The sequence below is a fragment of the Burkholderia sp. BCC1996 genome (assembly GCF_905339955.1).
Lineage (GTDB): Bacteria > Pseudomonadota > Gammaproteobacteria > Burkholderiales > Burkholderiaceae > Burkholderia.
The window spans coordinates 315217-327392 of sequence record NZ_CAJPHM010000001.1; the positions used below are offsets into that span (position 1 = coordinate 315217).

A 12176-nucleotide genomic window follows, 5' to 3' on the forward strand; every position below is an offset into this window, starting at 1 on the left:
CATGGCCCGATCCCTTACCCGTCGACATTTCCTGAGCATCGCCGCCGCCGGTGCGGGCGCGATCCTCGTCGCGCCGCGCATCGTGTTCGCGAACGTCGAAACCGACCGGCGCTTCGTGTTCGTGATCCAGCGCGGCGCGGCCGACGGGCTGAACATCGTCGTCCCGTATGCGGAACCCGCGTATGCGTCGTTGCGCGGCCCGCTGGCGATCGACGCGTCGACGGCGACCCGCATCGACGGCACGTTCGCGCTGCATCCGTCGCTCGTGCGGACCGCGCAGATGGTTCGCGACAAAGAGGCGCTGTTCGTCCACGCGATCGCGTCGCCGTATCGCGACCGCTCGCATTTCGACGGCCAGAACGTGCTCGAGACGGGCGGGCGCGCGCCGTACCAGGTGAAGGACGGCTGGCTGAACCGGCTCGCCGCGATGTTGCCGGCGACGCGGGACAACGCGATCGCGTTCGCGCCGACGGTGCCGCTCGCGTTGCGCGGCAGCGTGCAGGCCGCGTCGTATGCGGCGTCCGGGTTGCCGGCCGCACCGGACGACCTGCTCGCGCGCGTGTCGGCGCTGTACGAGGCCGACGCACAGCTCGCGCCGCTGTGGCAATCGGCGATGGCCGCGCGCGGTCTCGCCGGCGACGCGCATGCGCGCCAGGATCCGGCGGGCGTCGGCAAGCTCGCGGCGACGTTTCTCGCGCGCGACGACGGCCCGCGGATCGCGATGATCGAGACGGCCGGCTGGGACACGCACAGCGCGCAGAACGCGCGGCTCGCGAATCAGTTGAAGGCGCTCGACACGATGCTCGCCGCGTTGCGCGACGGTCTCGGGCCCGTGTGGCAGCGGACCACGGTGCTCGTCGCGACCGAGTTCGGCCGCACGGCCGCCGCGAACGGCACGGGCGGCACCGATCACGGGCAGGCGTCGGTCGCGATGCTGGCGGGCGGGGCGGTCGCGGGCGGACGCGTGATCGCCGACTGGCCGGGCCTGCGGCCGGGCGACCTGTACGAAGGGCGCGACCTGAAGCCGACCGCGTCGCTCGACGCGCTGATCGCGGGCGCGGCCGCCGAAAGCCTGCGGCTCGATCCCGCTCATACCGCGTCGATGCTGTTCGCGGAAAGCGGCGCGACGCGGCCGATGACGGGCCTCGTTCGCGGAACCGCGTGACGCGCGGAGCGATGCGCAGCTCGATGCACGGCGTACGCGGGTTCGCCTCCGCTGACCGATCAATTACACAACAGGGAGAATCGACGATGAAGATCCGATCCGTATCGCTTGCCGTATGGGTGGCGACGAGCGCGGCGCTGCTGTCCGCGTGCGTGGTCGAACCCGCGCGGCCGCCGCAGCCGGCGCCGGTCGTCGAAGTGATGCCGCCGCCGCCCGCGCCCGGTTATCGCTGGGCGAAAGGTCATTACCGCTGGGCCGGCAACCACTGGGCGTGGGTGCCCGGGCACTGGGCCGCCGTGTATTGAAGCAGGGGGCCGGCGCGCCGTTCACCAGCCGATCCGGTGCTTCTCCTCGGTTTCGCTGTGTCGCCAGTCGTCGTCTGCGTGCAGATACTGGCTCGTCGTCGTCAGCGATACGTGACCGAGGTTGTCGCGCACGAGCCGCAGGTCGACGCGTCCGTCCGCCATGTGCGAACCCGCGCTGTGGCGCAGCCAGTGGGCCGATGCCTGTTCGAGCACGCGCGCCTGTTGTTCGCCTGCATCCCCTTGCGCACGCAACCGCTCGGCCGCGAACCGGAACACCTGCTTTACGATCCGGTGCAGCGCCGCGCGCGTGAGCGGCTTGCGCGTGCGACCGGCGGGCAGCACGAGCGGCGTGGTTTCGCCGTCGGCCGGCCGCGCGGGCAGGCCATGCGCGCGCCGGTAGCGCGCGAGCTCGGCCATCATCTCGGCGGTGGCCGGCACGAGGCGCTGGCGGCCGCCTTTGCCGGTCACGTCGAGCCACCAGCGATCGCGCCCGTTCGCATCGCGCCGTGCAAAGAATTGCCCCATCGTCGTGTCTGCCGCCTCGGTGATGCGCAGTCCGCCGAGATACAGCAGCGTGAACACCCAGCGCGCGCGATCCGCATGGAAGGCGGCACGCGCATCGTCGCGCGGCATCGCGGCGATCGCATCCTTGACCGCCTGCCACAGCGGCGGCCCGAGATGGCGCGTGACGCGCGGCGCGGGCCGCCGTTGCCGCTGGCGCGACAGCGCGAGCGGATTGCCTGCCAGATAGCCGGCCTGCACGAGCCACGAGAACATCACGTTCAGGATCACCATCGCCTGCCGCTGGCTGGCCGCCGACAGCGGCCCGTAGAACGGCCGCCAGCGCGGGTCGCCGCGCGGATGCTTGCGGCCGCCGTTCGCGCACCACACGTCGGCGGGCGCGGGCGCGAGCAGGAACTGCCGGTACACGACCAGATCCTCGTGCGTGAGCGACGACAGCGGCTTGCCGCACGCGATCACGGCCCACAGCAGCAGGCGCTCGGCCTCCTTGCGGTAGTTCTGGAACGTGGTGGGCGTATCGACGAAGCGTGCGAGCCATGCGCGCACGGCGTCGAGATCATGGGTCGCGGCGATCTGCGGATGCGCGCTCGTGGAGCGATTGGTGCCCGCGCGTCCGTCGAGCGCGGCCGGCACGGTCAGCGCGTCGATCGGCTGCGGCCGCAGCGCGGTGTCGGACGGAACGGGTGAGGTCATGCGAACAGGGGGCGCGGCTCGCCCGTGGCCGGGCGGGCGCACGCGCCGCGACGAAGCGTACGAGGAAACGCCGATGGTAATACACGATCACGACTTGGCGAAACGGAACGGGTTTCAGGCTGGCGCTCATACCGTCTGCATCGGCCGTTTCGGTGCAGACCGCTTCCTGCTTTCCGGCGTCGGGAGCAACCCGTCCACGAATCCGGCTTCCCGGCCTGTCGAACGCCTCACCCCAGCGACAACACGCTGTTCAGCAACGTTCGCACGAGCGTCGCCTGTCGCGTGACACCCGTCTTGGAAAAGATCGCCCGCAGGTGCGAGCGCGCGGTGTTCTTGCTGATGTCGAGTTCGTCGGCCGCTTCCTCGAGCGTCGATCCGTTGACGAGCGCGAGCGCCAGCGCGGTCTCGGCCGGCGTGAGATCGAACAGCTTGCGCACGATGTCGTGAGACGCCTGCGACTTGCGCTCCGCATCGCGGATGAAGATCGCGCACGCGGGCCGGCGCGGATTGTCCTCCGACCATTCGCTGAGCGGGACCGTACGGATCAGCACGCCGAGCGGCGGCTTGCCGGACGGGCGCGGCACGGCAATCGCCTGCGCGACCGACGGCGCGCCGCCCGCGCGCTCCGCGAGCACCTGGCGGATGAGCTTTTGCAGCTTGCGGTCCTCCAGCGGATACGATGCCTCGAGCGCACCGGCGCGCACGCGCAGCCCGTCGCATTCGGCGAAGATCTCGTCCGCGACGGAATTGGTCTTCATGATCGTGCCGCGCTCGTCGAGGATCGCGGTCGCGACGAGCATGCGGTCGATCGCGCTCGCATACAGCGTGCGCTCCGATTCGACCATCCCGAACTTCGCATGCAGCCGCACCGCGCGCTTCAGGTGCGGCAGCAGCGCATTGCAGACGGCCTTGTCGGTCGCCGAGAACCCGCGGCCGTGATGCGAGCGGCACACGCGGAAGCGGCATTCGATCCCGTCGGGCGTGCGCAGGTCGGCGCCCATCAGGTAGCCGACGTCGAACGGCTCGAGGAACTCGCGATACATCGCGCTGCTGCGCCACACGCCGACGCCGAGCAGCTCGTCGACGGTGACGACGCGATCGCTCGGCAGGTTCACGAACGGATCGAGCGCGTAATAGTAGTTGTTGTACGATGCGACGCCGGTCAGCGGCGCGCTCGCCGCGGACGCATTGATCATCAGCCCCGCGTGGCCGCTGGCGGGCCAGCGCAGGATCATCGTCACGTAGTTCGCGTCGAGGTGCACGCGGATCTGTTCGAGCGCGCCGCCCCACGGCACGTCTTCCAGCGGGCCTTCGTAGATTGTCGCGAGCAGCGCGTCGTACTGCTCGAGCGTCAGTTTCGATTGGGCAAGGCACGGGGGAAGGGCCGGGGGCGCCGTGGTCATCGGGTTGTCTCCTGTTGCCGCCGCCGGGTCGCGGTGCGCCGGGCGTGCGGGTGCGTGCATGCGCGAATGCGGACCGCCGGCGGCGGCGCGCGGTTGCCTGCACCGGAATACGGTAACGTGCCCGTGCAGACGTGACATCCCACGAATGAGGGTGGCGGCGCGCGCGCTGTAAGCCATTTGTGAACTTTGCCGGCGCAGCATTCGTCTAATCGGCCCGCCAACGCTTCCCGAGGACCATCAGATGAATCGCAACACCAGAACGCTGCTCGGCGCGGCCTTGATTGCCGGCAGCACGCTGTTCGCCGGATGCCAGACCGGAGCGGCCGCGCCGGATGCACGCGCGGACCGCCCGGCCGACGGCCGGCCCGTGACCCGGACCGTTTATGTCGCGTCGCAGGCGGCGCGCTGCACGGGCGTCGCGCCGATGGACTGCCTGCAGGTGCGCAGCGGCCCGGCCGAGCCTTGGAGCCTGTGGTACGCGGGCATCGAGGGCTTTGCGTACCAGCCCGGCTATCAATATGTGCTGGAAGTCGACGAATATCGCGTCGCGCAGCCGCCGGCCGACGGTTCGTCGATCCGCTGGGTGCTCAAGCGGGTCGTCGAGCGTCGCCCGGTGAACTGACGGCCGCGCTCGCCCGCGGCGGCGCTTACACGGACGGCCGCGGCGCGACCGGCCGCGGCGGCGCGGCGGTATCGATCCGCCGGAACACGACGGACGACAGCAGCGTGACCGCGCCCATGCAGACGAACGACAGCATGAAGCCGTTCGCCATCGAGCCCCAATGCGCGGCGAACAGGTTCACGAGCCCGCCGCCGATCGATACGCCGAGCCCCATCGCCAGCATCTGCATCATCGTGAACAGGCTGTTGCCGCTGCCGGCGTCGGCGTGCGACAGGCCCTTGAGCGTCACGGCGTTCATCGCGGCGAACTGCATCGAGTTCGCGGCGCCGAACACGACCAGCAACGCCATCTCCAGCACCGGCGCGGGCCGGGCCGACACCAGCGCGAACCCGGCGATCGCGCCACCGACGATCCCCGTGTTCACGACCAGGAACGTTGCATAACCGAAGCGTTTCGCGAGGGGCGCGATCCAGCGTTTCGCGATCACGCCGGCGATCGCGGCCGGCAGCAGCATCATCCCCGACTGCAGCGGCGTATAGCCGAGCTGCACCTGCATCAGCAGCGGCAGCATGAACGGCACCGCGCTCGTGCCGATCCGGCACAGCAGGTTGCCGAGCAGCCCCGCGCCGAAGTTCGGCTCGCGGAACAGCCCGAGCCGGAACAGCGGTTGCGGGCGGCGCCGCGCATGGGGCAGGTACGCGAGCGCGCTCGCCACGCCGAGCGCGGCCAGCCCGATCGCCCAGCCGGTGCGGTGCGCGCGCATCGGCGGATCGATCGCGAGCGACAGCGCGATCATCGCGACCGACAGCATCGCGCAGCCGATAAAGTCGAACGGCGGCGGCTGCATCGCCTGGTCGTGCGGCAGGAAGCGCTGCACCGCGATGAAGCCGACCACGCCGACCGGCACGTTGACGATGAACACCCAGTGCCAGGAAATCGCCTGCGTGAGCCAGCCGCCGAGCGTCGGCCCGACGATCGGGCCAAGCTGCGCGGCGATCGACACGAACGCGATCGCCGCGACGTACCGCTCGCCCGGCACGCGGCGCAGCACGGCGAGCCGCCCGATCGGCAGCAGCATCGAGCCGCCGATGCCCTGCACGGCGCGCGCGACGACGAGCTGGCCGAGCGTGTGCGACGCCGCGCAGCCGATCGATGCGAGCGAGAACACCAGGATGGCGAGCGAGAACACGCGGCGCGTGCCGAAGCGGTCGGCGAGCCAGCCGGATGCCGGCGTGAGCATCGCCATCGTGAGCGTATAGACGACCACGACCGGCTGCATCGCGAGCGGCGACGCATGCAGGCTTTGTGCGATCGACGGCAGCGCGGTGTTGACGATCGTGGTGTCGAGCGACTGCATGAAGAACGCGGCGGCGACGATCCACAGCAGCGCGGAGTGTGAGGGTTCGCGGGACATGACGAAACGGGAAGTGCGGCGACCGGCGCGGCGGCGACGTGACGGGCGGCGCGGCCCGGCAACAGCGGGCGCGCGCCGGCGCACGGCCGGTCTACGAGCACTCGATGGTACCGATTCCGGCGGTCGTCGGGAAGATGCCTCGATGCGCTGAACGGCGACCGGCCGCCCGCGCTGCCCGACGTCGAATGCATCGCGCGCGCCGCGAAGCGGCTCAGCCAGCCGGCCGGCACGCTGCTCGAGCTACCGGAAGCCAGCGACCTGCGCGCGTCCGGCGCGGTCGATCAAAGCGGGTAGCGCACGTTGTTACCGGACGGCGACGCTTCGCGCGGCATCCGGCCGGGTCCCCGCCGGCCGGTCCGCGCGCCACGCACCGCGTCGCCGTGTCATGCCGCGCGTTTCTGCGAAAGCACCAGCAGCGCGCCGTTCTTGTCCTCCAGCACCGCGCGGTATTCGTGCGGCCCGGCCTGCACCGGCACGCGCACCGACGCACCGGCTTTCACGACCCGCGCCATCGCCGCGTAAAGGTCGTCATCCTCATCGACCCGCAGCGTGAGCGCCGCGCGCTCGACGATCTGCTCGTCGCCGGCGACCAGCGCGATCGTCAGCGGGCCGCCGTCGAGCGCGCAGTAGCGGTCGCCGTCGCGGAACTTCACGTTCAGGCCCAGTCCGTCGACGAACAGCGGCAGCGCCGTGTCGATGTCGTCGACCGGGTACAGCAGCATCGATACCTTCATTCCCTCTCTCCCTTGTCGTGATGTGTCCGGCGCGCACCGCACCGTCGTTCGATGCTAGCGCGCGGTGCCGGCCGCGACGCAGTCCGATCGGACGACGGTGAAACCCCTCTGTCCCCGCGTGCGTGCCGTTACTCCAAACAGACGATGCCCGGGCGGGCCCGCGCGCCGACACTCCCATCCGTGGACCGTCGCTATTCGTCCGTATCGTGCGGGCGGCCTGCGCGACCCCGACTCGTCCAACATACATGGAGACGCACGCAATGAAGTTTTCCCTCATCTACGAAGCCCAGACCACCGACGCATCGCGCGAGGGCGACCACCGGGTGTTCAAGGAGACGGTCGAACAGGCGCTGCTGGCCGAACAGGTCGGTTTCGACACGATCTGGTGCGTGGAGCACACGTCGCTGACCAACTATGCGCACATGAGCGCGCCGGAAACCTTCCTTGCGTACCTGGCCGGCCGCACAACGCGCATCGGCCTCGGTCACGGCGTCGTGTGCCTGCCGCCGGCGATGAACCATCCGATCAAGGTCGCCGAGCGCGTCGCGCTGCTCGACATCCTGTCGGGCGGCCGCGTGCACTTCGGCGTCGGCAAGGGCGGCAGCCAGCAGGAAGCGGGCGCGTTCGGCTACGACCTCAACGAACTGCAGCCGATGATCGACGAGTCGATGTATCTCGTGCCGAAGATGTTCGTGCAGGACGAGATCGAGCACGACGGCAAGTACATCAAGATTCCGAAGCGTCCGATCCACCCGAAGCCGTTCCAGGATCCGCATCCGCCGATGTACCTCGCCTGCACGAACACCGACGCGCTGCTGCGCGCCGGCCAGCGCGGGATGGGCGCGCTGGTGCTCGGCTTCGGCGGCCCCGATGAGGTCGCGAAGAAGAACGCGATCTATCGCGAAGCGTGGGCGAACCGCAAGCCGGAAGACCAGGTCGGCTTCCGCCCGACCCAGCACCTCGCGGCGCTGTGCCCGACGGTCGTGATGGCCGACGGCCAGAAGGCCCGCAAGATCGGCATCCGTGGCCAGCGCTACTTCATGGAATCGCTCGCGTACTGGTACACGGGCGGCGAGCGTCCGGACCCGGCGAAGTGGGGCGACGACCTCGTGCAGGCCGATACCGGCGAGATGGTGATCCGCTCGCGCTTCGCGTCGGAGGAAGTCGTCGTGAACTTCGCCGATCCGGCGCTCGCGATGATGAACCCGAACCATGCGTACGGCACGGTGGACGACTGCATCGGCTACGTGGGCCGCCTGCAGGAAGCGGGCGTCGACGAAGTGCTGTTCCTGTGCCAGATGGGCACGGTGCCGCACGACGCGCAGATGGAGACGATCCGCAACATCGGCGAGCACGTGATCCCGTTCTTCAACAAGGAACAGGAGCGCGCCTGCGCATAAGGCGAGGCGTGTCGCGCCACGCCGCGCCCGTCGTCCCTTCGGACGATGCGGCGTGGCCGCGCGAAGCCGACCATCGTCGGCAGGAACCCTCGCTCGCGGCGCCGCCCGCGACGAATCACTTAAAGAGAGACCGGGGTGGGCGCCGCCGCGCGCGCTCCGTATCACAGGAGACATTCGTGCATCGCGACAACGATTCGAACGCATTGGCCGCCACGCTGATCGCCCGGGCCGAGGCGCTCGCGCCGACGCTGGCCGGCCGCGCCGCGCAGGCGGAAGCGCAGGGCCGCATCCCGGCCGAGACGATCGCCGACATGCAGGCCGCCGGCTTCTTCAAGGTGCTGCAACCGAAACGCTACGGCGGCTACGAGCTCGATCCGCAGGCCTTCTTCGACATCCAGATGGCGCTCGCGCGCGGCTGCATGTCGACGGCATGGGTATACGGCGTCGTCGGCGTGCACAACTGGCAGCTCGCGCTGTTCGACGAGCGCGCGCAGCAGGACGTGTGGGGCAAGGATTCCGCGACGCTGATCGCGTCGACCTACATGCCGGTCGGCCGCGTGACGCCGGTCGAAGGCGGCTTCCGGTTGTCCGGCCACTGGAAGTTCTCGAGCGGCAGCGAACTGTGCGAATGGGTGTTCCTCGGCGCGCTGGTGCCGCCGGCCGAGGCCGGTCAGCCTCCCGAATACCGCACCTTCCTGCTGCCGAAATCCGACTACCGGATCCAGCAGGACTGGGACGTGCTCGGCCTGCGCGCGACCGGCAGCCACGACATCGTCGTCGACGACGTGTTCGTGCCCGCGTACCGCACGCACAAGGCGATCGACGGGATGATGGGCACGAGCCCGGGCCTGGCCGTCAACGACGCGCCGCTGTTCAGGCTGCCGTTCGCGCAGATCTTCGTGCGCGCGGTGTGCACGTCGTGCATCGGCGCGCTGCAGGGCGCGCTCGACGATTTCACCGGCTATGCGGCCACGCGCGTGTCGGCCAACAGCGGCACGAAGACGACCGACGATCCGGGCGCGCAGAACGCGTGCGCGAACGCGGCCGTCGCGATCGACGAGATGAAGGTGCTGCTCAAGCGCAATTTCGCGGAACTGATGGCGTCGGTGACGGGCGGCCCGGCCGTGTCGATCGAGCGCCGCGTGCATTTTCGCTACCAGTCCGCGCAGGTCGCCGAGCGTTGCGCGCAGGCCGCGAACGCGCTGCTGCGCTATGCGGGCGGCAACGGCATCTATCACCGCAATCCGCTGGTGCGCCGCTTCCTCGACCTGCACGCGGCCCGCGCGCACTACGCGAACAACGTGGACCGCTTCGGCCAGAACCTCGGCGCCGTGATGCTCGGCCGCGAGAACACGGACTACTTCATCTGACGAGGCGGCGATGAACGACACGCAAGCGCAGCAATACGTGTTCGACGTCGTGGTCGTCGGCTCGGGCGCGGGCGCGCTGCTCGCGGCGTGCCGCGCGGCCGACCGCGGGCTGTCCGTCGTCGTGATCGAGAAGACGGCGCTGTACGGCGGCACGTCGGCGATCTCGGGCGGCGGCATCTGGGTGCCGTGCAACCACCATATCGCGGAACTCGGCGCGACCGACACGCGCGAGGCTGCGAGCCGCTATCTCGACGCGTGCACGGCCGGCGCATCGTCGCGCGAGCGGCTCGACGCGTATCTCGACCAGGCGCCCGAGATGCTGCGCTACCTCGAAACGAAGACGCCGGTGCGCTACCAGGCGCTGCCGAAGTACGCGGACTATTTCCAGAAGCTGCCGGGCGCGATGCCGGGCTATCGCGCGCTCGATCCGCTGCCGTTCGACGGCGGGCTGCTCGGCGACGAACTCGACCGGCTGCGTCCGCCGTCGCCCGGCACGCTGATCGGCGGCCGCGTGGCCGTGACGTCGAAGGAGGCGCACACGCTGTTCTCGCGCGGGCCGGGCTTCATGAGGCTCGCGATCGCGCAGTTCGGCCGCTACTGGCTCGATTTCGGCGTGCGCCGCCGCACGCGGCGCGACCGGCGCCTGACGCTCGGCAACGCGTTGATCGGCGGGCTGCGCCGCGCGCTGCTCGAGCGCAACGTGCCCGTGTGGCTCGACACGCCGATGCGCGACCTGCTCGACGTCGACGGCCGCGTGACGGGCGTGCGCGCGCAGCGCTTCGGGCAGCCGGTGACGATCGCCGCGCGGCGCGGCGTGATCCTCGGCGCGGGCGGCTTCGAGCGCAACCAGCCGATGCGCGAACGCTACCTGCCGCAACCGACGCAGATGCAATGGAGCGCGACGCCGCCGGCCAACACCGGCGACGCGATCGCCGAAGGTCACCGGCTCGGCGGCGCGCTCGCGCTGATGGAACACGTATGGGGCGCGCCTACGGTCGGCGTCGCGGGCGAGGAGAAGCAACGCGCGCTGTTCGTCGAGCGCAACCTGCCCGGCTGCGTGATCGTCAACGGTCTCGGCAAGCGCTTCGTCAACGAAGCCGCGCCGTATTCGGAATTCGTGCCGGCGATGTATCGCGACCATGCGCGCACCGGCGCGTGCGTGCCGGCGTGGATGGTGTTCGACGCGCGCTTTCGCCGCAAGTATCCGTGCGGGCCGATCATGCCGGCGTCGATGATGCCCGATTCCCGCATTCCGGACGCGTTTCGCGGCGTGCTCGTGAAAGCCGACACGATCGATGCGCTCGCCGTGCGGATCGGCGTCGATGCGGCCGGGCTGCACGACACGCTGCGCGACATGGCGCGTTACGCGGCAACCGGTATCGACGAAGCGTTCGGCAAGGGCGACAACCTGTTCGACACGTACTACGGCGATCCGAAGAACCGGCCGAATCCGTGCCTCGGGCCGGTCGACGAGGCGCCGTTCTACGCGGTGCGGATCGACGCAGGCGACATCGGCACGAAGGGCGGGCTCGTCACCGACGCGCAGGCGCGCGTGCTGCGCGCCGACGGCGCGCCGATCGACGGCCTCTATGCAATCGGCAACACCAGTGCATCGGTGATGGGCGCGAGTTACCCCGGCGCGGGCTCGACGCTCGGTCCGGCGATGACCTTCGGGTTCATCGCCGCCGACCACCTGGCCGCGCAAGCGGCCGACGCCGGCGGCCGGTCAGCCCGGCCGTCCACGACAGAACTTGACGGAGTCCAATCATGAGCGATCTCACCACCCATCCGCTGCGCACCGACATGCTGCTCGCGATGCGCCGCCTCGCGCGCTCCGTCACGGTCATCAGCAGCGCGCACGACGGCCGGCGCTACTCGATGTCCGCGACGGCGGTCGATTCGCTGTCGACCGATCCGCCGTCGCTGCTGATCTGCATCAACCGCAATGCGTCGCTGTATCCGCCGCTCGATGCGGGGGCACCGTTCTGCGTGAACGTGCTGTCGGCACGGCATGAAGGCATCGCGATCGATTGCAGCGGCCGCCTGAAGGGCGAGGCGCGCTTCACGACCGGCGAGTGGCACACGTCGCCGCTGGGTGTGCCGTATCTGCACGATTCGCAGGCGAGCCTCGTGTGCGAGCAGGACGGCCGCTTCGAATACGGCACGCATACGGTGTTCATCGGGCGCATTCGCGAGGTGCTGATGAGCGGTGACGTCGATCCGCTCGTCTATCTCGACGGCGCGTACACGACGCCCGGCGCGCCCGCGGCCCGCGCGGCCGCGTGACGGCGGTGCGCGTTTTTCCGCATCGGAACGAGACGATCCATGACACGCAGATTGAACCGCAATATCGAGAATGGTGCGGACACAACGATCGTGCACGAGTTCGTGCAGCTGATCGGCGCGGCGGCAACGCAGGTGCTGAACGCGTTCGCCGGTGTTGCGCCAGCGCTGGCGCTGGCGTCGAACGACGCGCGGTGCCGTGCGGGAGAAGCCGGCTGGCATACGGCTTCGGCGGGTGCGGCCGGCGCGGCTCGCACTGCATGAG

At 70.0% G+C, this 12176-nt stretch carries 12 protein-coding genes and 1 pseudogene; 9 read left to right on the plus strand and 4 right to left on the minus strand.

Going from position 1 to position 12176, the window contains the following annotated elements:
- The first annotated feature begins 1 nt into the window (after position 1).
- Positions 2-1165, plus strand: a complete 1164-nt coding sequence (locus tag U4Z64_RS01370; protein WP_321819021.1) for a DUF1501 domain-containing protein — start codon at positions 2-4, stop codon at positions 1163-1165.
- 86 nt (positions 1166-1251) lie between these two features.
- Positions 1252-1470 carry a YXWGXW repeat-containing protein gene (locus U4Z64_RS01375; protein ID WP_321819022.1) on the plus strand — a complete coding sequence of 73 codons (219 nt, stop codon included), beginning with the start codon at positions 1252-1254 and terminating at the stop codon, positions 1468-1470.
- A gap of 21 nt (positions 1471-1491) precedes the next feature.
- On the opposite strand, the gene U4Z64_RS01380 is transcribed toward U4Z64_RS01375, so the two are convergent.
- Positions 1492-2685, minus strand: a complete 1194-nt coding sequence (locus U4Z64_RS01380; protein WP_321819023.1) for a tyrosine-type recombinase/integrase — start codon at positions 2683-2685, stop codon at positions 1492-1494.
- A 227-nt stretch (positions 2686-2912) separates the two neighbouring features.
- Positions 2913-4088, minus strand: a complete 1176-nt coding sequence (locus U4Z64_RS01385; RefSeq protein ID WP_321819024.1) for a helix-turn-helix transcriptional regulator — start codon at positions 4086-4088, stop codon at positions 2913-2915.
- 241 nt (positions 4089-4329) lie between these two features.
- Between U4Z64_RS01385 and U4Z64_RS01390 the strand changes: the two genes are divergently transcribed.
- Entirely contained in the window at positions 4330-4710 is a 381-nt protein-coding gene (locus tag U4Z64_RS01390; RefSeq protein ID WP_321819025.1) for a DUF4377 domain-containing protein, read from the plus strand.
- 25 nt (positions 4711-4735) lie between these two features.
- Here U4Z64_RS01390 and U4Z64_RS01395 read toward each other — a convergent pair whose 3' ends face one another.
- Complete coding sequence (locus tag U4Z64_RS01395; RefSeq protein ID WP_321819026.1) at positions 4736-6124, minus strand: DHA2 family efflux MFS transporter permease subunit; 1389 nt, start codon at positions 6122-6124, stop codon at positions 4736-4738.
- 147 nt (positions 6125-6271) lie between these two features.
- On the opposite strand from U4Z64_RS01395, the pseudogene U4Z64_RS01400 reads away from it, so the two are divergent.
- Positions 6272-6418: pseudogene (locus U4Z64_RS01400) on the plus strand (LysR family transcriptional regulator); the annotation flags it as partial.
- Between the two features lie 89 nt (positions 6419-6507).
- On the opposite strand, the gene U4Z64_RS01405 reads toward U4Z64_RS01400, so the two are convergent.
- A complete protein-coding gene (locus tag U4Z64_RS01405) occupies positions 6508-6858 on the minus strand; it encodes a VOC family protein (protein ID WP_059522625.1) in 351 nt (116 codons plus the stop codon).
- A gap of 260 nt (positions 6859-7118) precedes the next feature.
- Here U4Z64_RS01405 and U4Z64_RS01410 point away from each other — a divergent pair, with 260 nt between their 5' ends.
- The 5 genes from U4Z64_RS01410 to U4Z64_RS01430 all read left to right on the plus strand — a co-directional run bounded on the left by U4Z64_RS01410 (position 7119) and on the right by U4Z64_RS01430 (position 12175).
- Positions 7119-8258 (plus strand): LLM class flavin-dependent oxidoreductase, encoded by a 1140-nt coding sequence (locus tag U4Z64_RS01410; protein ID WP_044845714.1) that lies wholly within the window; start codon positions 7119-7121, stop codon positions 8256-8258.
- Between the two features lie 176 nt (positions 8259-8434).
- Positions 8435-9628, plus strand: coding sequence for an acyl-CoA dehydrogenase family protein (locus U4Z64_RS01415; RefSeq protein ID WP_321819027.1), 1194 nt, complete (start codon positions 8435-8437; stop codon positions 9626-9628).
- A 10-nt stretch (positions 9629-9638) separates the two neighbouring features.
- Positions 9639-11399, plus strand: coding sequence for an FAD-dependent oxidoreductase (locus U4Z64_RS01420; RefSeq protein WP_321819028.1), 1761 nt, complete (start codon positions 9639-9641; stop codon positions 11397-11399).
- The gene (locus U4Z64_RS01425) at positions 11396-11914 is read left to right on the plus strand and encodes a flavin reductase family protein (protein ID WP_044845681.1); all 519 of its coding nucleotides are present in this window, start codon (positions 11396-11398) and stop codon (positions 11912-11914) included. The genes U4Z64_RS01420 and U4Z64_RS01425 overlap by 4 nt, the downstream gene beginning before the upstream one ends.
- 39 nt (positions 11915-11953) lie before the next feature.
- Positions 11954-12175 carry a hypothetical protein gene (locus U4Z64_RS01430; protein ID WP_124570887.1) on the plus strand — a complete coding sequence of 74 codons (222 nt, stop codon included), beginning with the start codon at positions 11954-11956 and terminating at the stop codon, positions 12173-12175.
- Position 12176 lies beyond the last annotated feature (1 nt).